The sequence below is a fragment of the Arcanobacterium ihumii genome (assembly GCF_900604515.1).
In the GTDB taxonomy this organism is placed as follows: Bacteria; Actinomycetota; Actinomycetes; order Actinomycetales; family Actinomycetaceae; genus Arcanobacterium_A; species Arcanobacterium_A ihumii.
In genome coordinates this window covers 484414-507919 of the sequence record NZ_UWOS01000002.1, presented here as the reverse complement: position 1 = coordinate 507919, position 23506 = coordinate 484414, and the positions used below count along the sequence as shown (strand labels likewise).

At 48.7% G+C, this 23506-nt stretch carries 16 protein-coding genes, 3 tRNA genes and 1 CRISPR repeat array; of the genes, 10 read left to right on the top strand and 9 right to left on the bottom strand.

Annotated elements, in window-relative coordinates; genetic code table 11:
- Positions 1-150 precede the first annotated feature (150 nt).
- From EIH22_RS07310 to EIH22_RS07300, 3 genes are all read left to right on the top strand, one after another.
- Positions 151-1173 carry a lipase family alpha/beta hydrolase gene (locus EIH22_RS07310; protein ID WP_124055127.1) on the top strand — a complete coding sequence of 341 codons (1023 nt, stop codon included), beginning with the start codon at positions 151-153 and terminating at the stop codon, positions 1171-1173.
- A 220-nt stretch (positions 1174-1393) separates the two neighbouring features.
- Positions 1394-1978, top strand: a complete 585-nt coding sequence (locus EIH22_RS07305) for a type 1 glutamine amidotransferase domain-containing protein (protein ID WP_124055126.1) — start codon at positions 1394-1396, stop codon at positions 1976-1978.
- A gap of 2 nt (positions 1979-1980) precedes the next feature.
- On the top strand, positions 1981-2295 hold the full coding sequence (locus EIH22_RS07300) for a hypothetical protein (RefSeq protein WP_124055125.1): 315 nt from the start codon (positions 1981-1983) through the stop codon (positions 2293-2295).
- Between the two features lie 118 nt (positions 2296-2413).
- Positions 2414-4370: direct repeats of the CRISPR family, unit length 36 nt; unit sequence GCTGGGAATCAGTTACCTAACTCCCTGATAGACTTC.
- Positions 4371-4420: 50 nt separating this feature from the next.
- Here the strand turns inward: EIH22_RS07300 and cas2 are convergent.
- The 3 genes from cas2 to cas9 are packed head-to-tail and all read right to left on the bottom strand — an operon-like array spanning position 4421 to position 8935.
- Positions 4421-4726 carry a CRISPR-associated endonuclease Cas2 gene (cas2, locus tag EIH22_RS07295; protein WP_327537497.1) on the bottom strand — a complete coding sequence of 102 codons (306 nt, stop codon included), beginning with the start codon at positions 4724-4726 and terminating at the stop codon, positions 4421-4423.
- A gap of 4 nt (positions 4727-4730) precedes the next feature.
- Positions 4731-5672: a type II CRISPR-associated endonuclease Cas1 gene (gene cas1 / locus EIH22_RS07290; protein WP_124055123.1), complete on the bottom strand. Its 942-nt coding sequence runs from the start codon at positions 5670-5672 to the stop codon at positions 4731-4733.
- On the bottom strand, positions 5660-8935 hold the full coding sequence (gene cas9, locus EIH22_RS07285; RefSeq protein ID WP_124055122.1) for a type II CRISPR RNA-guided endonuclease Cas9: 3276 nt from the start codon (positions 8933-8935) through the stop codon (positions 5660-5662). The genes cas1 and cas9 overlap by 13 nt, the downstream gene beginning before the upstream one ends.
- Positions 8936-9308: 373 nt before the next feature.
- Between cas9 and EIH22_RS07280 the strand changes: the two genes are divergently transcribed.
- From EIH22_RS07280 to pflA, 6 genes are all read left to right on the top strand, one after another.
- Positions 9309-10364, top strand: a complete 1056-nt coding sequence (locus EIH22_RS07280; RefSeq protein WP_124055121.1) for a 3-isopropylmalate dehydrogenase — start codon at positions 9309-9311, stop codon at positions 10362-10364.
- Between the two features lie 105 nt (positions 10365-10469).
- Positions 10470-11612 carry a branched-chain amino acid aminotransferase gene (locus EIH22_RS07275; protein WP_124055120.1) on the top strand — a complete coding sequence of 381 codons (1143 nt, stop codon included), beginning with the start codon at positions 10470-10472 and terminating at the stop codon, positions 11610-11612.
- A gap of 3 nt (positions 11613-11615) precedes the next feature.
- Positions 11616-13226, top strand: coding sequence for a citramalate synthase (gene cimA, locus EIH22_RS07270; RefSeq protein WP_124055119.1), 1611 nt, complete (start codon positions 11616-11618; stop codon positions 13224-13226).
- A gap of 389 nt (positions 13227-13615) precedes the next feature.
- Complete coding sequence (pflB, locus tag EIH22_RS07265; protein WP_124055178.1) at positions 13616-15712, top strand: formate C-acetyltransferase; 2097 nt, start codon at positions 13616-13618, stop codon at positions 15710-15712.
- 99 nt (positions 15713-15811) lie between these two features.
- A complete protein-coding gene (grcA2, locus tag EIH22_RS07260) occupies positions 15812-16063 on the top strand; it encodes an autonomous glycyl radical cofactor GrcA2 (RefSeq protein WP_124055118.1) in 252 nt (83 codons plus the stop codon).
- 68 nt (positions 16064-16131) lie between these two features.
- Positions 16132-17019: a pyruvate formate-lyase-activating protein gene (gene pflA, locus EIH22_RS07255; protein ID WP_124055117.1), complete on the top strand. Its 888-nt coding sequence runs from the start codon at positions 16132-16134 to the stop codon at positions 17017-17019.
- Positions 17020-17314: 295 nt separating this feature from the next.
- Here pflA and EIH22_RS07250 read toward each other — a convergent pair whose 3' ends face one another.
- From EIH22_RS07250 to EIH22_RS07235, 4 genes are all read right to left on the bottom strand, one after another.
- Entirely contained in the window at positions 17315-18064 is a 750-nt protein-coding gene (locus tag EIH22_RS07250) for a YggS family pyridoxal phosphate-dependent enzyme (protein ID WP_124055116.1), read from the bottom strand.
- Positions 18065-18105: 41 nt separating this feature from the next.
- Entirely contained in the window at positions 18106-20820 is a 2715-nt protein-coding gene (locus EIH22_RS07245; protein WP_124055115.1) for a DEAD/DEAH box helicase, read from the bottom strand.
- 158 nt (positions 20821-20978) lie between these two features.
- Positions 20979-21050 (bottom strand) — tRNA-His (locus tag EIH22_RS07240).
- Between the two features lie 152 nt (positions 21051-21202).
- Complete coding sequence (locus EIH22_RS07235; RefSeq protein WP_124055114.1) at positions 21203-22132, bottom strand: ATP-grasp domain-containing protein; 930 nt, start codon at positions 22130-22132, stop codon at positions 21203-21205.
- 204 nt (positions 22133-22336) lie between these two features.
- On the opposite strand from EIH22_RS07235, the gene EIH22_RS07230 reads away from it, so the two are divergent.
- A tRNA-Lys gene (locus EIH22_RS07230) sits at positions 22337-22409 on the top strand.
- A gap of 247 nt (positions 22410-22656) precedes the next feature.
- On the opposite strand, the gene orn is transcribed toward EIH22_RS07230, so the two are convergent.
- Both orn and EIH22_RS07220 read right to left on the bottom strand, forming a co-directional pair.
- Positions 22657-23325 carry an oligoribonuclease gene (gene orn / locus EIH22_RS07225; RefSeq protein WP_268808220.1) on the bottom strand — a complete coding sequence of 223 codons (669 nt, stop codon included), beginning with the start codon at positions 23323-23325 and terminating at the stop codon, positions 22657-22659.
- A 75-nt stretch (positions 23326-23400) separates the two neighbouring features.
- Positions 23401-23473 (bottom strand) — tRNA-Arg (locus tag EIH22_RS07220).
- Between the last annotated feature and the right edge of the window lie 33 nt (positions 23474-23506).

The window sequence follows — 23506 nt, the reverse complement described above, 5'->3', positions numbered from 1 at the left end:
TATTGAGGTGGGATTGGAAATGCTTTAAGTAGTGTTGTCCAACCCACCTCAATTCTGATTTATCTCAGTTTTGTGAGCAGAATGATTGAATGTTCGATAAACTGTTTATCGTCTCGAATCAACAGCAATTCGTGACGATAGGAGAAAACAATGAAGTTTTACGTAAAGCTATCTGCTGCTGTTTCTGCACTGGTACTTAGCCTTGGAATAGGCACAGTAGCTCAAGCAGCTGAACCAACGATCGATAACCCGGGTGGTGTTGAAGCGATTACGAGCCCTGGGGGAGTACCATCCCAAGGGGTCGGCCCAGACCGCCACACTTTTGTTGGGGCGATTTCACTTGCATTGAAGACGCCCGGTCTCAACCCCCTGGGTGCAAACGATTTCACCTGTAAGCCTGCTCCGGGAACCAACCCAATTATTCTTATCCCGGGAACTGGAAATGATGCTTACACCGCTTGGGCATTCTTTTCACCTCACTTGAAGCAAGCTGGTTACTGTGTTTTTACCTTTAACTACAACCCAGCAACGAACCCGCAGCGAGACGCAATGTCATTCATGGGTGATATCAAGCAAAGTGCGGCATTTATGGCCGGCTACATTAATCGAATCTTGGTAGCTACAGGTTCTCAGAAGATTGATATTATCGGCCATTCCCAAGGTGGTGGTGCACTCCCAAGGGCATATATCAAGTGGTTTGGTGGAGATAAGAAAGTGGATAAACTTATCGGTCTTGTCCCATCTAATAGTGGTACCACTATGATGGGGACTGACCAGCTTCTTAGGCAGTTGCTTGAGCGTTACCCGAATTTAGAAACGAACGTGCTTAATGGGCATAACTCGCAGGCTCTGCTCCAGCAGCTCATCGGTTCGCAGTTCATGGCTGATCTCAATTCTGGGCAAATAGTTTATCCAGATATTAAGTACACGGTTATTTCAACTACGCTCGATACGATCATTACTCCGCATACGCGGTCTTTCCTGCCGGATGCCCCGAATGTAACCAATATGAATGTTCAAGATGTATGCCCAGCTGATAGTCATGGGCATCCGAACATGACGTACGACGAAGTTGCACTTCAGCTTTCTTTAAATGCTCTTAATCCTCCTGCTGCTAAGCCGATTAATTGTGTTTGGATTCCGAAGTATCTGACCGCCAACGATATTAAGTGATTGAGTTTTAGATCATTGGCGAGGGGCAGAGGTGGAGCAGTTGCTAGAAGAATGCAACTGCTCCACCTCTATGTTCGCTACCAAAATAATATTTTTACACCGATCAGTTCAAAAACTAAAGTGAATAGATATCGATCCGTAGAAATGTTTACCGCTTGTTGGTTGAACAAACAAGGTGGCGTGCAAACAATGGAGTGTTAAGCGCATTAATGGAGGAATCATGACGGGACTTAATGGAAAGAAGATTGCTTTTCTGGCGAAGCGTGGCTTTGAAGAAGCTGAGCTAACCGAACCTTGGAAAGCTGTCAAAGAAGCTGGTGGCGAGCCCGTTCTTGTTTCAGAGGAGCTAGGGAACATCACGGGCTTAGTGGGTGACTGGGATCGTGGCGTTGATTTCCCAGTGGATATCACGTTGGATGATGCTGATCCGAACGATTACCTTGCTCTGGTTTTGCCAGGTGGAACTCTGAACTCAGATAAGATCCGCACTAATGAAAAGGCACAGAGTTTTGTTAAGGCATTCATGGACGCAGGTAAACCAGTTGCGCCGATCTGCCATGGTGCTTGGATCTTGATTGAAACCGGGACGTTGGAGGGCCGTACGTTGACGTCGACGACGCGTATCCGCACTGATCTTCGTAACGCCGGTGCAACATGGATTGATTCGGAATTTCATAGAGATGGAAACTTGCTGAGTTCGCGTAGCCCACGCGATATTGAAGCATTTAATAAAGGCATTATCGAGGTGTTCGAAGAAGCCGTGGCTGGTAGCGACGTTGACGCTGAAAAGAGAGCAGGAGAGTGACGATGAAAGAATTGACATTTCCCCGTGAATCGGACGGTGAAAGTAATGCTTGGAACTGGGAAGGTGAGAGATTCACCCCTGGTTATGAGCGCCGTCTGGAGAAGATATTTGAGGCTGTACATGTGTGTGGTTGGGAGCCTGCTATTGAACATCAGGGGTCTGAAGACGGCGAAGCGGTAGTTGCCTACAAGGGTGGCGAAGAATCTACGTGGCGTTACTTGTTCCAGATTGAAAATCCTGCGGTTCAGGAAGAAGTGGATAATGCGATCGATGGAGGATCACTGGAAACATACATCCGCTACTTGTTGACTGAGTGAATGTGGATTGACGGATTCCATGAGTAGCTAAGTGTGCCGGGAATTCGGTCCGAGTTAAGGACCAGATTCCCGGTTCGTATAGAAAGACTTCTAATCTCATGGAGTGCCGTCGCTCAATGTTGGGAATCAGTTACCTAACTCCCTGATAGACTTCTGACGCTATGACAAGCGAAATCGCGGTAGCTGGGAATCAGTTACCTAACTCCCTGATAGACTTCGATCTTATTATCGTGGATCGCTAGCTCGGCTGGGAATCAGTTACCTAACTCCCTGATAGACTTCAGTTTGCGATTTCCTTGTTTACGTTGGTGCTGGGAATCAGTTACCTAACTCCCTGATAGACTTCAAAGTTCTAGGCCTATCTTAATTTGGAGGCTGGGAATCAGTTACCTAACTCCCTGATAGACTTCGTTCCGTCGGCAACGAAATCAAATATTGGCTGGGAATCAGTTACCTAACTCCCTGATAGACTTCCGTTAAGCGACCAGTCATGCGTTGCGAGGCTGGGAATCAGTTACCTAACTCCCTGATAGACTTCTGTTTTACCTCCTTATCAAATTACTCATGCTGGGAATCAGTTACCTAACTCCCTGATAGACTTCCGCCCGCGGACTCGGTAAAACATACGGAGCTGGGAATCAGTTACCTAACTCCCTGATAGACTTCATGGGTGGCGGTAAGGTAGATTTTTACAGCTGGGAATCAGTTACCTAACTCCCTGATAGACTTCACGACAGTCTTTAGGATCCGTCGTCGTCGCTGGGAATCAGTTACCTAACTCCCTGATAGACTTCCGAAGCAGTATGCTGAGCTGATGACCAGGCTGGGAATCAGTTACCTAACTCCCTGATAGACTTCCCGATTTGGAAGGAAACAAGAAAATGGAGCTGGGAATCAGTTACCTAACTCCCTGATAGACTTCCAACCAAATAATTGTATTTATTTGCCTGGCTGGGAATCAGTTACCTAACTCCCTGATAGACTTCCCCTTAAAGAATTTAAACGTGCGTCAATGCTGGGAATCAGTTACCTAACTCCCTGATAGACTTCTCTACCTGCGGCGATACAAGACAGAACTGCTGGGAATCAGTTACCTAACTCCCTGATAGACTTCTCTGCCACAATAAAGAAATCCCGTGTTGGCTGGGAATCAGTTACCTAACTCCCTGATAGACTTCGTCAATCGAATCAGGCATATTCACCCATGCTGGGAATCAGTTACCTAACTCCCTGATAGACTTCCGCGGTCTTGCCACCTGTCTACGGTTGCGGCTGGGAATCAGTTACCTAACTCCCTGATAGACTTCAACTTCGCTCGCGAACTGATCAGAATCGGCTGGGAATCAGTTACCTAACTCCCTGATAGACTTCGAATCAACTATTACTAGTTCTTCTTGTCGCTGGGAATCAGTTACCTAACTCCCTGATAGACTTCGGAATCACTGTGATAGAAACGATACCCTGCTGGGAATCAGTTACCTAACTCCCTGATAGACTTCGAATCAACTATCACACGTTCTTCTTGCCGCTGGGAATCAGTTACCTAACTCCCTGATAGACTTCGGCTGTTCACGACGCTATTCGTGAAACTGCTGGGAATCAGTTACCTAACTCCCTGATAGACTTCCTACTAGTGAACTCCACCAAAAAGGAAAGCTGGGAATCAGTTACCTAACTCCCTGATAGACTTCGGGTACGCTGTTACTGTTCCGTTGGCTGGCTGGGAATCAGTTACCTAACTCCCTGATAGACTTCATATTCTTACCGGTAACCGGTGCGGTTAGCTGGGAATCAGTTACCTAACTCCCTGATAGACTTCCAGAAACCAAACACTCACCAACTTCTTCGCTGGGAATCAGTTACCTAACTCCCTGATAGACTTCCAGAGAAACATGTGCACTTTGTTGCCCAGCTGGGAATCAGTTACCTAACTCCCTGATAGACTTCCAGAGAAACATGTGCACTTTGTTGCCCAGCTGGGAATCAGTTACCTAACTCCCTGATAGACTTCGGATACGCTGTTACTGTTCCGTTGGTTGGCTGGGAATCAGTTACCTAACTCCCTGATAGACTTCAGGAGAGTTAGAAAAGGGCGCCAGAAAGCCATTTTCTGGCGCCCTTTTGATTAAAAAATCATAAGTTGCTCGGGTTCTGGATCAGGAATTTCCTCGTGATGATTGGAAAAACGAATGGCTTTTGCCCATTGCTTATCCGTTAGATGGTAGATCCGTACTTCTCCGCCAATGGGCAGATTTGCTTTAATTGCTTTAACCAGCCGAGTACCAATCAGTCCAGTGGGAGAGTAGTGAGCATAAACGCTGTATTGAACCCTTGAAAACCCAATATCCAATAAAGAATTTCTAAACCGTGAATATTCACGTTTATCTTGTGCCGTCTTGGTAGGTAGATCAAACATGACGACGCACCACATTGGTTCACTCGCCATCATCGAGTCCAAGAGCGAGAGTAGGATTCCACACGCTGACTGGGAGTTTGGGGAGATCTCCTTCGAGATACTGCCCATAATGCTGGGCAAGATTCACCATTTCTGAAGGGATTGAATTCCCGGTTTCTCCAAAGCAATCACCTGCAACTTGCACTAGTTCTTTCCGAACATTAGGAGAATTAATTGTTTTATCCGCAAGGACTGAAGCAACACAGGCATCAATTGCAGGGCGAAAAGGCTCAATTAAATCGTCTGCAAGATTAAAATTATTCGACCGACCTTTATGAAACATTCCAAGGGCTGGGGAAAGACCAGCCGACAAAACTGCGCGCATGGCATGACCACGGAGCACGGTGTATCCATAATCTAAAAGAGCGTTTGGTGCGTGGACTTCATCACGGATACCTGGATTGCGACGAAATCCATCCTCTCCCCATAAGGAGCTCCAGTAGACTTTGGCCGCTAACCCTTCACGATTTGATACGTCGCCAGATCGAAGTTCTTTTGCAAATGACCGCAACAGATTAGCACTAGGTTTTCCACAGTAATCAAGCACATTTGCTTGACCGTTTATTTTTGCTTTGATAATACTTGCCCAGGCAGACTTCCTACGTGGAAGGCTTGCTTCCATTTGAGCAATATGGCGTGCTCCAACCCTGCTATGATCACTCCAACTGTAGGCGCCCCCAAGCGGTACACCTTTCCAATCACAAAATATAACCGAAACGTCATCGCCAAAAAGCCGATGCATTGAGCCGGCTGAGAATCTAGTGTTAACGCCAATAAACACTGTTCCTACGTCCGCTGTAGGAACTGTAATTGGTTCTCCCTTATCAGGAGTCACAAGGAGAGATCCTCGACTCGCTGAGATTTTCCCTTGAAAACCAGTGAAATCGAGGACTCTCCATTGCTCAGCATTTAGGCGTGCCATGATATCGGAAGACTATTCCTGGAATTGTTTCGTTGAACGCCCAATGAGTTTCTTCGAATAATTAATGGATTCCCATATGTAAAAATAACGTTCAGTGCTGGGAACCACCCGCCACCGTTGATTATCTTTTGTGAACCGTCGGAACAATCTACGTTCAGACCTTCTGCTGCTAATAATAATGGGCGGAGTCGTAACTTGGAATTAGAGTAGAACCCAGCCACCCTAAACCGCGTCTGCCCGGGGAAGTCATCAAGCATTTCTTTGACCTGCCCCGAAATCAGCTTTGGATTAGAAATATCAATTTCTATTTCGTCGCCAGCAACCATCCAGCCCAAATACTCAGCGGTTCCTTCAGCGATCGCCTTTCTAATCTTCGGCTCGGCAGTTCGCATCGAAATTGTTTGTGGCTTGAGTTCCACTGTAAACAAATCTTCGTCTCTGTGTGAGATCAGATCACACATGAACACTCGAACCATTGCGAATACAGGCTTCTTTCCATTGATTCGATAAACGCGAACGTGGTGAATTGTGTTTCCAATTTCCGCATAGCCACCTCGCACAGCAATTGCGGCGGCTCCCGTTCCGAAAATTCCTACAGTATCCTCAGCTGTAAAGAACTGGTTCTTTACACGGATTTGGCGGGTATCGTCTTCTGGTAATCCTGTTTTCTCATCGAAATCAGCACACCGCGTTAAGGCCACCCACAACTGCTCACTAGAGGCTCGGTCGATTTCCGCCACGGTCCATACCGATCCAATAGTTTTATAAGTAAGTTTCCGGATTCCGTCGTCGTGAGCTTTACCGTTACCCAAACGAAGGCGCAGATTTTCCATAACAGGAATCGAATCGGTTGCTAATGCTTCGTTGAACAAGAAAGATAGCCTATCCATCTTATTCATCCATTCGCCAAAACTTTGTTTCGCACCGTCTGAACGGCCACGATACTCTTTCCACGTAGGTGCTTTCCGTAGTAGCTGCTCAGTATCCCGCAGGTTAATTCGTTCGGCTAGGGTTTTGGAAATACCGGGGGACATTAGCGCAATTGTGGCTGCGTCCATCGCGTGATGACGTCGATCTAGACGGGTCTTTCCGCCGCCTCCGATCATTTCAACCCTGTCCTCGAAACCAGAGGCCTTACGAGCTTGAGCGGTAATTTTTCCTTGATAGACACCAACTCGTGAATCAGGGTTTTGCTGTTGTAAGAAGTACTCCACACGGTGGCGCAGTTCATTCGCCATCCAAGCAACTGACTCCATAGATCGGTTATCTAGCTCAGGGTCTTCCGTGCTTCTTGCAAGCCGATCAATAACGTCTTTCTTGAAGTTGTACCACTGCTTTGTACTGAATCCTTCTTCGTACTGCCAGTGCTTAACTCGGTCAATTGCCTTTTCGAGCGAGATATCTGGATTTGGATTCTTCCCAGCCCAAACTCTAAATGGGATATTTCCCTTTGAACGGTTGCAGGAGATACAAACGGCAACAAGATTGTTACGCTTATTAGTTGACCCTACTCCTTTTCGTGGAACGATATGATCGAGTTCGCAGTCTGTCAGTGTGATTGGGGTACCGCAGTATGCACACTGGCAGTTTTGACGTTTAACGGCAAGATACCGGGTAACGTCTGCGTACCGAACGCGCCCTGTGAAGCCTTGATCGGCATGAATTTGGTCTACTACTTGCTGATTTCTTTCGGCACGTTTTCCAGATTCTCGTTCATACTCGCGAGCTTGTTGCTCGGAGCCAAAACCATTACGTACGTGTTCGATATTTACAACAGTAGGGTAGCCGTATTCTTTAACAATTCCCATCAACCAGCGGTTGACGATCTTTAGTACGCGGTCAACAGCGGGATTGCCTACTGGTGCTCCGATCGGTTCAGCAGCAGGTTTCCATGAATCCTCAACCCCAAATTCGATTTTTCGAGCAGAATGAAGATCAATTCCATCGTTCATCATCCGATTGGTGAGCCTGGTTAGAGAATCAACCGAATATGCTGCGCGACCAGAAGGAAGATTAATCCCGTCGATTTCCTCGAGTTCCTTATCTGATAATCCAGCTAAAAATGTTTGGGCGCTAGCTGCACCAGGCGCGTCGTCTTCAAGAATTTCGGCGTTAGAAAGCATACTGATCATCGCGGCTTGTTCATCATCTGAAGCCTCCTTCCACCATGAAACCAAAGACTTTGGCTTGGAAACTAAAATCCTTTGATTTGTGGTGTTTACAGGCGGTTTCGCAAATGGACGTTCGCCGTCAGGACCTTCCTTGGCGGTCCCTTCCAAGTGATCACGTACGATCCCAAGTACTTCAGCGACGTCAGTCCATGTAACTGCGTCGTCACTAGTGGCTTCCATCAAAAACGCCACCACTTTGTTACGCTCTTCCTCCGTTAGGATGCGCGATGTGCCGTCGTCGTCCTTAATACGTAAGTTTGCAACAACCGAAACGATTCGATACTTCTGGAATGCAGGATGTGCTTTCTCGGCTCGTGGAAGATGGCCTTGACCAGGCAGTTCATCTCTACCGGTTCGTGAAGCAGCGCTACCCTTCGGTGACTCTGCCTTGAACACCGTATCAATAATTGCATTTACTTGATCCGCCGATAAACCTTGAACTTCCCCGATTTTGCGAAGTTCGTTAGCATTGTCTGACTGACGTAGCTTTCCGCCCAGGATTCCATCATTTCCACGGATCTTGGTGTAGTCGCTGATCATGTCTGCTATAACCTCGGCGGGTGTTGCATCTTCGTACGGGACCACTCCGTTATATTCGACCAATCGCTTTTTGAGATTTGTGAATTCCTGAGAATCGGGAGCTTCGGAGTGTAGTGATTCGACCCGAGCATAGGGGCTACGCCATCCGCGGTGGCGTGCCATATGGCGAATTGCAATGGAAAGTGCGGTGGGAAGTTCCGATTCACTTACCTTTTCACGTGCCAACTTTGCGCGAATATGCCAAGGGGTGTGTGGGTCTGGGAATTGATCTAAATCGACTATCGGGTAACCGTTTTCTTTCAAGAAGGTATCAAGAGCGCGTAGTCGCTGCTTACGACGCCGGTATAAACGGCGCGTTCTTCTTGCAACGCCACTGGTTGCGAGCCTTGTAATCGCTTTTTTGCGCTGCTCAGGATCCACACCCGAATCGTGTACATAAACCATAGAGTTCAGAATGCGAGTAGGGAGACCGTTGTCCCCAATCTCGAGTGCGCAAAGTCCAACAGAATTAGTACCTACGTCAACGCCGACGTTGAAATTGAATTCTTTCATAGGATTATTATTCCTAAAAATCGCAGTAAATGTGCGAGTTTGGGAAAGTATTTCTTTAATGATTATGGCGAGAAATAGGTACTTATAAGCGACGGAAAATAAAATCGGGTGCCAATTGGCACCCGATTAAGCAAATGCTTGGAGCATTCAACCACACAAACTTGGTGTGGCTTACTGAGAATCAGTTATGGAGATAGCTTAAGCTCGTTCCATTCCAACTGTCAATCACTTTTGTAAACATAAAATATCGTTAAGTTACTCTACCTATTCCAATTGCACTGCCGCCGTGCTTCGAGTTGCGGCACTATTAATCGAAGAGTTCAAATATTGATACAAATGTTTCAGTAATTGAACAGCGTCCTAAGATTTATTCATGGTGAAGAGCGTTGAACTTGCGGTAATTCCTGGTGACGGTATCGGTCCCGAAGTTGTGGCTGAGGGCTTGAAAGTCCTACATCACGCGGCTGAAGGCAGTGACGTTGTCTTTAACGAAACCCACTACGACTTTGGCGCCTCGAGATTTCATCGAACCGGAGAGATCGTTACCGAAACTGAATGTGAAAGCATTAAGTCGAAGGATGCTATTTTACTCGGTGCTGTGGGGGATCCATCTATGCCGTCGGGCGTATTGGAACGTGGCTTGCTCCTCAAACTTCGCTTTGATTTAGATCATTATGTTAATTTGCGTCCATCAAAGTATTACGAAGGCCTGCCGAGTCCTTTGGTTCGCCCTGAAGGTGTGGATTTCGTCGTCGTCCGTGAAGGAACGGAAGGTCTGTACTGCGGAAACGGTGGCGCAATCCGAGTCGGTACTCCAGCAGAAATTGCTACCGAAGTCTCGGTGAACACTGCCTTCGGTGTTGAACGGGTGGTTCGTTTCGCGTTTGAAAAAGCAGCGTCACGGCGCAACAAACTCACCTTGGTCCATAAACACAACGTTTTGGTTAATGCGGGACACCTGTGGAGCAGAATCGTCACCGAGGTTGGTAAAGAGTATCCACAGGTAGAAGTGGACTACACCCACGTCGATGCTGCAACGATTTACCTGGTCACAGATCCGCAACGGTTTGACGTAATCGTGACAGACAATCTGTTCGGAGATATTTTGACCGACGAAGCTGGGGCAATCACAGGCGGAATCGGGCTCGCTGCCTCTGGAAACATTAATCCGGACCGTACTTATCCATCGATGTTCGAACCCGTCCATGGCTCAGCACCGGACATTGCAGGTAAGGGAATCGCAGATCCAACCGCCACAATCCTCTCCGTGGCGATGATGGTGGAATTTTTAGAGTTTCCTGAGCTGGCCGCGAAAATTACAGCTGCGGTAGAAAGCGATATGAAAGCGCGTGCCGCAGCAATTGCCAATGGCGAGGAACTTATTCGATCCACCTCTTGCATCGGTGACGACATTTGCTCGAAGCTCTAATAGCCGATTTGTTGCGTGCACAGCAGCTTCGATTTTTGGCACGAACACTAATTTACAATTAAGACGACGGTAGCCCCAGCTCGTTTATTAGGGAAAGGTATTCTCATGGCGCACCAACAGACGGAACTTGAACTCCAAGCTGCACAAATGATTCCAACGGCGGATGAGGTTGCTGGAATTTTTGCCGTCCAAACGCACGACCATAAGAAATCCGATGCCCAATACGCCCATGTAATGGATAACCTCGGTTTCGGCATAGATTTTACTGATTATATGGCTCATGCTACGTGGACTGAGCCTGAAGGCTGGCATAACAAGGTTATCGAACCGTATGGGCCGCTCAGCCTTGATCCGGGTTCGTCGGTGCTTCACTATGGGCAAGAAGTGTTCGAAGGGCTGAAAGCCTACCGCCACGCAGATGGGTCGATTTGGACTTTTAGACCGTCTTATAACGCGGTTCGCCTCAACTATTCTAGTGGGCGATTAGCGATTCCGGAGCTCCCTGTAGATGATTTCTTAGCATCGATCGTCGATCTTATTCGAATGGATCAACGTTGGGTTCCAGAAGGGGAGGGTACCTCGCTCTACCTGCGTCCATTTATTATCGCCTCGGAATCCTTCCTCGGCGTACGAGCCGCTTCGCGCTACGAATATGTAGTGATAGCTTCTCCTTCAGGCCCATATTTTGCACATGGTTTCCAGCCGATCGACGTGTGGGTGGATCAAAAGTATCATCGCGCGGGTCCTGGAGGCATGGGCGATGCCAAGACCGGCGGAAACTATGCCGCATCCTTGCTCCCTAAGATTGAAGCACATCACCACGGCTTTGACGAAGTGATGTTCCTTGACGCTCAAACTAACTCAAACGTCGATGAGTTGGGAGGGATGAACGTATTCATCGTCATGGCCGACGGAAGTGTAAAGACACCGAAGCTCACCGGTAACATTCTGCCGGGTGGTACGCGTTCATCAATTATTCAGTTCCTTGAAGATGAAAGGATCGCGGTTGAAGAAGCTACCATCAATATCGATTGGCTGGTTGATGGGCTTCGAAGCGGCGAAGTGAAGGAGGTTTTTGCCTGTGGAACTGCGGCTGTGGTCACGGCCATCGGTCGCATTGCTGGTGAGAACTTTGATATAACTATTCCAACCGGCGATATGACGCGCCACGTCTATGACGAGCTCACGTCGATTCAGCTTGGAAAAGCAGAAGATCGATTTGGGTGGCTGTACAAGATTTCGGAGTGAAAAATGACCGAAAAGGTATTCGTCTACGACACCACTATGCGCGATGGTGCTCAGCAAGAAGGTATTAACTTGTCTGTAGCCGATAAAATCGCGATGCTTCCGATCATCGAATCAATGGGTGCTGACTTTATAGAGGGTGGTTGGCCCGGTGCGATTCCACGCGATACAGAGTTCTTCGATCAGGTTCGGCTTTATAATCCCCTTAAGACCGCGAAATTAGTGGCGTTCGGTGCAACCCGAAAAGTTGGAATCGGTGCGCAAGATGATCCTCAGCTCCAGGCGCTCATTGACTCTGGAGCCCCAGCTCTGTGCCTTGTTGCGAAATCAGATATTCGCCACGTTGAGCAGGCATTACGCACATCAGGTGAAGAAAACCTGGCAATGATTTCTGAGTCTGTTCAGTACCTACGTTCCCTCGGACGCGAAGTGATGATTGACCTCGAGCACTTTTTCGACGGATTTACATATGATCCTGACTATGCTTCTGCGGCTGCGATGGCTGCCCTCAATGCGGGTGCGACGTGGGTGATTCTATGTGATACCAATGGTGGATGCTTGCCATCGCAAATCACCGAAATCGTAACTCAGCTTCGAGCCGTTTTAGGTGCGAACGGTATTTCTGATCCACAGCTAGGCATCCATACCCATGACGACGGTGGATGTGCGGTTGCGAATACCATTGCTGCTGTTGAAGCTGGATGCCGCCAGATCCAAGGAACGATTAACGGCTATGGGGAGCGCACAGGAAACGCTAACCTCATTACTTGTGTGGCAAATCTTCAGATGAAGGCGAACTATTCGTTGGTCACGGCTGAAGAACTATCGAATTTCGCCCGTGTTGCGTTCGCGGTGTCCGAGATAACCAATATCTCGCCGGCATCGCGTCAGCCGTATATTGGTATTTCCGCTTTCGCGCACAAAGCTGGACTCCACGCCTCGGCAATCCGAGTAAATCCAGATCTCTATCAACATATTGATCCAATGGCAGTTGGTAATGGTATGCGGATGTTGGTATCGGATATGGCTGGCCGAGCCTCCGTCGAGTTAAAAGCCAAAGAATTCGGAATCGATCTAAAATTCAACCCAGAGGCAGTTGTACGGATTACTGACCACGTAAAAGCCGCTGAGGCGCAAGGTTATACTTTTGACGCTGCTGATGCTTCATTCGAGTTGCTGACTCGCGAAATCGTAGAAGGGAAGCGACCGAAGTTCTTCGAAATCGAATCTTGGTCTACCCATGTGGCAACGACTCGCCACGATGTATCTGAAACTTATTCTGAAGCGAACGTAAAAATCCACGCTGGTGGACGGCGTATTATGCGTATCGGAGAAGGTGTTGGTCCAGTTAACGCTCTTGATTCGGCATTGAAGACGGCCTTGAAAAACGTCTACCCTCTACTGAAAACCTTCGAGTTGATCGACTTCAAAGTACGTATTTTGGACTCAAAGAGTGGTACTGGGGCAACCACCCGGGTCCTGATCACATTGAAAGATGGATCAGGTACGTGGACCACGGTTGGAGTTGGGGTTGACGTTATTGAAGCTTCGTTGGAAGCGCTAACTGATGGCTACATCTTTGGACTGTTACGTAACCACGTAAAGCCACAAATTTGAGAATGGCGAATTAGGCTCGGGCAACGTTCACATATTGCTGGTATATCGGCGCTATGGACAGTATTGACGACTCTGATATGCCTTATTCTTTATTCGAGTAGTAAAAGTTGAGCGAATTCACAAAAGGTCCCAGATAATTCGTTCAGCTTGGATTTTGCGAAAAAATGCGAGTTTTAGTGGGGAAAGTGCGTTTCTTTGTGATCAGCATCAACGCATGTTAGGGCCGATAGTCCTGTTAAAACTAAATGGAAAATATAGCTCTGTCCGAAAAGTCGGAAATGTACTAAATGGAGAATGTGATCTGCGTCTGAGCTTTAGAACCTTTGAACTGGTGTTCTTAGGATGGGATTGAAGGTAAAACTTTATCTAAGGAGAGAAGCGCTGTGAGCGTGAATGCAGGTCTAAACTCAGCTGAAGAGGCACAGTTTGCTGGATGGGAAGGTTTCGCCGGAGAAACCTGGAAATCAGAAATTGATGTCCGTGACTTCATCCAAGAAAACTACACACCTTATGAAGGTGATGATTCCTTCTTGGCTGGACCAACAGACAAGACACTTAATCTATGGAAGACTCTCGATGAGAAGTACCTTTCGGTTGAGCGTGAAAAGCGTGTCTACGACGTTGACGTAGACACCCCCGCCGATGTCGACGCGTTCGGCCCCGGATACATCTGTGAAGAAGACGACGTCGTCGTTGGTCTTCAAACCGATGTTCCATTGAAGCGTGCGATGATGCCTAACGGCGGATGGCGCATGGTTGAGGCGGCTATTAACGAAGCTGGCAAAGAGGTTAACCCACGCGTGAAGGAAATCTTCACGAAGTACCGTAAGACCCACAACGAAGGCGTGTTTGATATCTACACTCCACGCATTCGTGCAGCTCGTTCTTCGCACATCATCACCGGTTTGCCAGACGCATACGGCCGTGGCCGCATCATCGGCGATTACCGCCGTGTTGCACTTTACGGTGTTGACTATCTAATCAACGAGAAAGCTGCTGCTCGCGACGCCGTTGCTGATCAGCCTTTCTCAGAGCACTGGGCTCGTTATCGCGAAGAGCACTCAGAGCAGATCAAGGCACTCAAGAAACTCAAGCGTATGGCTGAATCATACGGTTTTGATATTTCTGAACCAGCAACCACTGCTAAAGAAGCAGTACAGTGGACCTATTTCGGTTATCTCGCTTCTGTGAAGTCCCAAGACGGAGCAGCGATGAGCTTTGGTCGTCTCTCCGGCTTCTTTGATGTTTACTTCGAGCGTGACTTCAAGCGTGGAATCCTTACAGAGTCTGAAGCTCAGGAAATTATCGATGCACTTGTTATTAAGCTCCGAATTGTTCGTTTCCTTCGTACCGAAGCTTACGACCAGATCTTCTCCGGTGATCCTTACTGGGCGACTTGGTCGGACGGTGGCTTCTCAGAAGACGGTCGTACCCTCGTTACCAAGACTTCTTTCCGCTTGCTCCAGACTCTGATGAACCTCGGCCCAGCACCAGAGCCAAACATCACGATTTTCTGGTCCGCTCAGCTCCCAGTTGGATACAAGAACTTCTGTGCACGCGTTTCGATCGAAACCTCGTCGATTCAGTACGAAGCGGACGAGCAAATTCGTTGTCACTGGGGTGACGACGCCGCGATCGCTTGCTGTGTTTCCCCAATGCGTGTGGGAAAGCAGATGCAGTTCTTCGGTGCTCGTGTGAATGCCGCTAAGGCTCTTCTCTACGCTATGAACGGTGGACGCGATGAAATGTCCGGTAAGCAAATCGTTACCGGATATGACCCAGTTGAGGGCGATGCTCCACTCGACTTCGACCAGGTTTGGGAGAAGTATGAAGACATGCTTGATTGGGTAGTTGGAACCTACGTTGAGGCACTCAACATCATCCACTACAGCCATGACAAGTACGCCTACGAAGCAATGGAAATGGCTCTTCATGATTCTGACATCGTTCGCACGATGGGTTGTGGAATCGCTGGCCTATCCATCGTTGCCGATTCGCTTTCCGCAATTAAGTATGCAAAGGTAACTCCGATTCGTGACGAGTCCGGTCTAATCGTTGACTACAAGACCGAAGGCGACTTCCCGCGTTACGGAAATGACGACGATCGTGCAGATGATATCGCTGCAACCATCGTTCACACCGTAATGAGCAAGATCAAGTCCATTCCGATGTATCGCGATGCAATTCCAACCCAGTCCGTTTTGACGATTACTTCGAACGTCGTCTACGGCAAGGCAACGGGTAACTTCCCATCGGGTCATCGTGCAGGTACTCCATTCGCTCCAGGTGCAAACCCAGAAAATGGTGCAGATACCCACGGAATGCTTGCTTCGATGCTTTCGGTCGGCAAACTCGACTACGACGATGCTCTCGATGGCATCTCATTGACGAACACAATTGTTCCTTCCTCGCTCGGTCGTACCCAGCAGGAGCAAATCGAAAACCTTGTCGGCATCATGGATGCAGGCTTCATTAAGCAAGACTGAGTCAGAGAACACGTTGGTTGGTGGCATTTAGATGCTGCCAACCAGCTAGACTCGGTTATAGGAAAAACGTAAAAAATAAAGATTGTTGAGGAGAATCCAATGGCAACAAAATCATACGCAGAGCGCGAAGCTTCGATGAAGGCTAGCCGCGAAGTTAAGGGCGGTATCCAAGGTCTTTATCACGCAAACATTAACGTTCTTAACCGCGACACCCTTGAGGATGCTATGGAACATCCAGAGAAATACCCACAGCTTACTGTGCGCGTCTCGGGTTACGCAGTGAACTTCGTTCGTTTGACCCGCGAGCAGCAACTCGACGTCATCTCTCGTACCTTCCACCAAGGTATGTGAGATTTACCTACGCAACTCTTGTAGCTGTGTAGTGACCTATAATCATTCATTTCAAGGATCGGGGCGGTATGACTATGTTAAAGACTCGGGCAACTGAGGGTTCAACAGGGGAGTACCGTCCCGAGCCTCTTGATATCGAAGTTCCTCGACTTGGAGGAGCTGGGCTTTCAGGTGTTACTTTCGCCGGGCAGATGAGTCATTCCGAACAGATGATGGCAGTTCGTGCCGGAGAAGTTGGATCGGTTCATTCTTGGGAGCTCGTTACCGCAGTGGATGGGCCAGGAACTCGTATGACGACGTTCTTCGCCGGTTGCCCACTTCGCTGCCTCTACTGCCATAATCCAGATACGATGAAGATGCGTGACGGTACAGCGGTCCGTACTGAAGACTTGCTGAATCGAATCAAGCGCTATCGCTCTGTGTTCAAGGCCACCGACGGTGGAGTCACCTTCTCAGGTGGTGAGCCATTGTTTCAACCAGCGTTCTTGGCGAAATTATTGCGTGGTTGTAAAGAAATGGGTATTCATACGGCAATTGATACCTCTGGATTCCTCGGCTCAGCGCTTACCGATGACATGATGGACAACATTGATTTAGTGTTACTCGATGTCAAGAGCGGAATTCCCGAAATTTATAAGAAGACGACGGGTCGTGAGCTAGAGCCAACACTTCGATTTGGTGATCGCCTAGCTGCTGCAGGAAAGAAGATCTGGATTCGTTTCGTTTTAGTACCAACTTTGACTGATTCACCAGAAAACGTTAATGCTGTTGCTGACATTGTTAGCAAGTGGTCAACGGTTGAGCGTGTTGAGGTTTTGCCATTTCACCAAATGGGGCGCGATAAGTGGGAGACCCTTGGAATGGAATATGAATTAGACGATGTGACGCCGCCTTCTAACGAAGAAACAGAAGCTGTGCGCGAAATCTTCCGTTCACGAGGATTGTCCGTTCACTGATTTCAAGATGTTTAAGTGATAGCTCTTCGAAAACAATCGAAGAGCTATCACTTTTATCTTTTCTTATTGCTCTTGCACTAAATCAACTTCTTGTTATCTTACATGGCGTACTAACAACTGAAATATCGTTACAATTTCGGCGCACCATTTCTCAAAGGGCATTGCTAATTTGTGATATAAGTCAAAGGCGGTTAGGCTGAAAGTAACATGTTAGCCCGGACAACGGAGTCCGGGCCCTTTTAGTTTTATGTCACTAATGGTTGCCTCTTCTCTTATAGAGGTAACTCATACACTGTTAATTAGCGGTGGTCTGCCTAGGACCGAAAATTGCTGTTCCTACGCGCACAACGGTTGAACCGTATTTAATTGCGTTCTCGACGTCGTTCGTCATGCCCATAGACAGCTCAGACGCATTTTCGAGCCCAGCGATTTTCTTCATCTCGGTAAGCAGGCTCTGAGTAATCTCGAAGCTGCGATCAACAACCATGGGATCAGAGGAGTTCGCACCGATTGTCATTAACCCTTCGACGGAGACGAATGGCAAGCTTGCTACATGAGCCGCAAGCTCCAAAAGGTCTTTTGGATCGCATCCGAACTGAGTCTGTGCACCTGATGAATTAACTTGGAGCAGAATTGGATAAGGTAGGCTCGTTTCTCCTGATTCGACCTTGGCTTCCTGCCTACGGTTAATTCGTTTGGCATTTTTGAGTGAATCAACCGTGTCAATTCGCTGCGCATACTCCATAGCAGTGCTCAGTTTATTGGACTGTACGTGACCGATAACTGTGGTGCGGTGGCTTAGATCAGAAGGCATTTTGGTAGCCGCAAAACGCAATGCCGATTCCGAATCCTCAAGCTGGTTAATGAGATTGTGGCCAAACAAAGTTTCGCCACATTCGATGGCACGGATAAGATTTTCCAGTGGCTGATACTTGGCCGCCAGCATGAGCTTTACGCTATGAGGATCACGGTCGTTATTCACGGCAGCTTCTGCCATCCGCTCACGCAAAGCCGCGATATTTCCTTCGATGTCGATCGTAGTCATTGGACATCCTCTTTTTCTTTACTTGCTATCCTCTACAGAATCTATCGAGCTCCCACATTGATGATACTCAATGCTAGTGAATCAGTTTCGTCAGATTTATCGAGGTCAATTGTTGCCCATAGTGCCCAGGCAAGGTCGTCTTCACCGTCGTCGATAATCTGAATCGCGAGCCAGAGGCGTTCGGGCTGATGCGTCTCGAGCAAGGTGGTTGCGGCGTCGTCATCCAAACCTGCTTGGATAAGATCGGCAAGAGAAGGATCGGTGAGGATCTGGAAATACTTAGCGGAACGGGCATTCGTGTCTGTTCCAACGTATTCGTACTCGTCGTAGTAGTCATCTCCGGCATCTGCCCAGCGGTCACTATTCCATCCGGAAGAGGCATCCCACTCGCCCAGGAGATCATAGTCCTCACGATCAAAGGCGATGATTCTATCAAACAGAGCATTTCTAATAATGGTTCGAAGTGCGTGTTTATTTCGACTGAAAACTACGTTGCCGTTCTCGTCGGCACCGAATGCCGCCTCCTCACCCGTGCTGGCATCGTCGTCTCCAAGTGCGTCGAGCTCGTCGAGCGTCACTCGTCCATCTGCGAGTGCCTCCCACTCGTCTAGAAGCGAGGAATCAACGGATCGAACCAGTCTGCCGAGCCAAGAAATTATGTTATCGACTTCCTCGGTTCGTGCATCCAGTGGAATTATTTGCTTCAACGCGCGATACGTATCGGTTAAATAGCGCAACAAAATCCCCTCAGAACGGGCAAGATCGTAGCGTGAAATGAACTCAGAAAAAGTCATTGCCTCTTCGATCATTGCACGGACGATAGATTTCGGTGACAGCTCATAACCCTTCACCCACGGATTCGTTTGGGCATAGATCTCCAAGGCAGGTTGGAGAAGCTCGGCTAGTGGCATCGGCCAAGTGACTTCGTCAGCGAGCTGCATCCGCTCGGTGTAGTCCATTCCCTGTGCCTTGAGACGATTAATGAGTTCACCCTTGAGTGCTTTCTTCTGAGCAACTAGAACCGTGGTGGGATCTTCTTGAACCGACTCAATGACAGATAAAAGATCAAGAGCATAGCTAGGCGATTCCGGTTCAAGAAGGTCCAGTGCAGACAGCGCAAACGGTGAAAGTGGGGCGTTAAGTGCGAAGTCTGATGGAACTTCTTTGGCGAAGTGAATAGCTGGTTGCTGCGGATGTTCGCGTCTCCACACCCTGTCCTCATGAACGATGACGCCTGCCAATCGTAGCGAAGAATAAATATCGATTGCTTCGCGAACTAGGCGGTTTCGCTCTGACTGCGGTTCGTGGTTCTTAGTAAGGAGGTGAACCGCGGCTTCAACCGGATCAGGACGTTGCAATAGGTTGAGTATTGTTGCGTGATTGATACGAAGCTGAGATTTTAAGGTTTCAGGTTCGCGGTCCTTGAGTTGCTCAAACGTCTTTTCTGACCATTGAAGTTTGCCCTCCTCGGGCTTTACCTTTTGCACGCGTTTTTGCTTAACTGGATCATCTCCAGCTTTGCGTATTCTGCGTGCATTTTCGATCTCGTGTTCAGGAGCTTGGACCACGACGTATCCCACAGTGTCGAAGCCAGCCCTTCCCGCACGACCGGCAATTTGATGGAATTCGCGTGCGGTAAGGTGACGCATTTTGCTGCCGTCAAACTTGGTGAGTGAAGTGATAAGTACCGTTCGAATCGGAACGTTAATTCCGACGCCGAGGGTGTCTGTACCGCAGATGACACTGAGGAGACCCTGTTGCGTTAGTTTCTCGACAAGGCGCCGATACCGTGGCAAAAGACCAGCGTGGTGAACGGCGATACCTGAGCGTAGCAACTTGGAAAGTAGTGCGCCGAATCCTGGTCCGAACTTAAAACTACCTAGTGCTTTGGTAATCTTTTCTTTCTGTTCTTTAGAAATCAGTGACAGTGGAAGGAGGGACTGAGCTTGACTCACTGCTTCGCGCTGTGAGAAATGGACAACGTAAACCGGTGCCATATGTGTTGCAACCAGGTCCTGGATCACCTCATGGATAGGATAGGTGGACCATGAAAAGTGCAGTGGAACTGGGCGAACCGCGTCGTCAATGACGCTAACTGACCTGCCCGTGCGTTCGGTGAGGTCCTTTTCAAGGAAGGTGGTGTCTCCCAAAGTTGCGGATAGAAGGATGTGTTGTGCTTGAGGAAGTTCCAGAAGCGGAACCTGCCAAGCCCAGCCACGCTGTGGATCAGCGTAGAAGTGGAATTCGTCCATGATCACGACGCCGACGTCGGCTCTATCACCTTCCCGCAGAGCAATATTGGCAAGAATCTCCGCAGTGGCACAGATTATTGGGGCATCGGCGTTGATTGATGAATCTCCCGTAACCATGCCGACGTTGTGAGCCCCGAAGAGCCGGATGAGTTCGAAGAACTTTTCAGAGACAAGTGCTTTAAGAGGAGCTGTGTAGTAGGCGGTTCTGCCGGTGGCTAGTGCGGTGAAAAGAGCCTGCATCGCGATCAAGGATTTGCCCGATCCGGTGGGGGTGGCAACAATGACGTGATCGCTGGAGACGATTGCAAGCAGCGCTTCCTCTTGGTGAGGGTACATCGTTTTCCCAGTTGAAGACATCCACTCGGTGAACGCGTCAACAATCGCTTCTGGAGAAGGGGACAGGCCGAAGGAATCTTCTAGAGCATCAAGTGCAAGGTTGAGTGCCGGTTGCGGTGCAATCTCGTTAGAGGATGAAGACGGCGCAGGACTAGTTTGATCGTTCACCCTTTAAGGTTACCCGTAATTATGGAGGTAATCGACCAGCGGCGATCCTGACGCTGAGGGATCGGAACACCTGCCCCTAGATTCGAGAATACGTTGATGAGTCCGTAAGCAAATTATGGAAAAGAAAAACCAGCGATGACTATCGCTGGTTTTATTTGGGTGGCTAACGGGGATTGAACCCGCGACCCCCTGGACCACAACCAGGTGCTCTACCGCTGAGCTATAGCCACCATATATTGCTTTCGCAACGATTAGAAACTATATCAAGGATTTGCGTCAAGGGATAAATTTCCGATCAGTGATCACCGTCACCAACTGGTAAAATCTTCAGATTGTTGATGTTGGTGACGGTCACAATGTTATTAACGAAGAATGTAGTGCCTTACCACGTGACCCGAGTCTGGATGGCATCTGCAAAACGCCCTACGAAGTCGTCGTCTGCTCCAAGGTAAAGGGAGCCGTCAATGAGCGATACTTCCATCACGTAGAACTCTGAATCGGATTCTTCATCGCCACGAACGATGTCTACTCGGTTGAAAAGCAACAGCTCATCGCGTCCGGTGACATCCTTGATGTAGCCGTGCAGAGCCTTACGGATTTCCTCACCCCAACGCCACGTCTCTTCAGAAGCGTCGGCAAGGCGTGCCACTTCGTCCACAACATGCGAATCCTGAGCGGAGCGGAACCGTGGGTGAAGCATTGGCTCCTTTTCAACCTGGTATGATGCCAAGCCGTTTAAGTAAATCAACGAAGTTTCGCCCTGGCGATCGATAACGTCGAGGTAGCGCTGCACCATTACTGCACGCCCCTCGGAGAGTTCGTACATGGCGTGCTCAATTGCTTCAGAGCGTGAGGCGGCATCGGTTGAGGTGTAACGACCTGTTCCACGACCACCTGAGGAAATCGTTGGCTTGACGACGAAATCGCCAGAAGCGGGGAAGCGAGAGTGGATCTGCTGCTTGGATAGATTCTGTTCAGGTTCCAGCCAGGTAGTTGGGATGGTTGGAAGTCCGCGCTTCGCTAGGTTCTGGAGGTAATGTTTGTCCGTATTCCATGCCATTGTCTCAGCAGAGTTGAGGATGCGTGGTACAGATTGTGCCCACGAAATGAACTTCTGTGGGTCGCGTGCATAGTCGCGAACGGAACGAACGACAACAACACCGGCGTCGTCCCAATTTACGTCTGGATCATCCCAGATCGCAATACGTGGTTCAATTCCTCGTTCACGCAGTGCGTCGGGGAGCCCCTGCTCGTCAGGATCTAGTTGTGGGAACTGTGAGCTCGTTGCGAGCGTAACAATAGGTGTAGACACGCTTTTCCTCGTCAAAATAGCATCTGAATGTCGAATTCGAACTAAGTTTATCGGTCTGGGGTACAAAATGCGACGTGACACCGTAAAGTCCGGAAAATGGTTATATATATTGCATTCATGGAGGTTGTGCGTGAGGTCACAGGCTTGAAGTTGGTCCCAAACTTGCATAATTTAATTTCCTTTCGCTAAGCTATAACTCGTTGCGCACCGCTAGCTCAACTGGCAGAGCATCTGACTCTTAATCAGAGGGTTCTGGGTTCAAGTCCCAGGCGGTGTACGAAACAAAAAGCTCGTCTTCGGACGGGCTTTTTGCATATTCGTTACCGGGGTAGCGGCTTGGCATTTAACGCTTTGTTATTGGGGTCGTGACTAGTGGAAGTGTTGCTTAAAGTGGCCAAACGCAATCGGAGGCATGCATCTTGCAAAAACAAAGCTGATGTGGGTGGGGGCTAAACCCATTTGGGTTTAGCCCCCACCCACATCAGCGCCTACACGGTGATTTAATTAAGGATAACCTGCGACAGTTACGCTTTCGAGGCTTCCAATGCCTCGTGTGCACGTTCCGCACGATCAACGGTTAGATCGGTTAAGATCTTTGCCGCTATAGCACGGGATTCGTCCGAAGTTGGACCATCGCCACTGGGGAAAAGCACGCTACGGTAATAGCGAAGTTCATCGATAGAGTCGTAGATATCGCCCAGAGCTCGGTGATTGCCAGTCTTTTCTGGGGCAGCGAAATAGGTTCGTGGGAACCAGCGCTTAGCCAATTCTTTTACCGACGACACATCAACGACTCGGTAATGTAAGTGCTCGACTAGCTCAGGCATATCGCGAGCTAAGAAGGTGCGGTCGGTCCCAACTGAATTCCCACCTAAAGGAGCCTTCCCGGCGTCGGGAATAAAACGCTTGATGTAGGCGAGCGTCTGTGCTTGGGCTTCTTCCATCGTTAAACCGTCGTCCCATTCATTAATTAAATTGGTGACGGTATGCATATTGCGCACAAATGAATTCATATTTGCAACTGCGGATTCGGAAGGACGAATCACTAGGTCAAGTCCGGTATCAAGCGGATTAAGTTCCGCGTCGGTGATCACTACTGCGATCTCAACGAGATCGTCCTTCTCAAGGTCAAGACCTGTCATTTCACAGTCGATCCAAACGATCGGCGTATTCTGTGCTGGAAAATTACTCACCTATCAAGAATAGCAAATCAGACAAGCAGATTCTCCCACCAAAACATTACTTTGGTGGGAGAATCCTGAGATTTGCGCCCCCAGCGGGACTCGAACCCACAACCTACAGATTAGAAGTCTGGTGCTCTATCCATTGAGCTATGGAGGCAAGCGGAAATCCACCACTAATTTACCGCCTTTA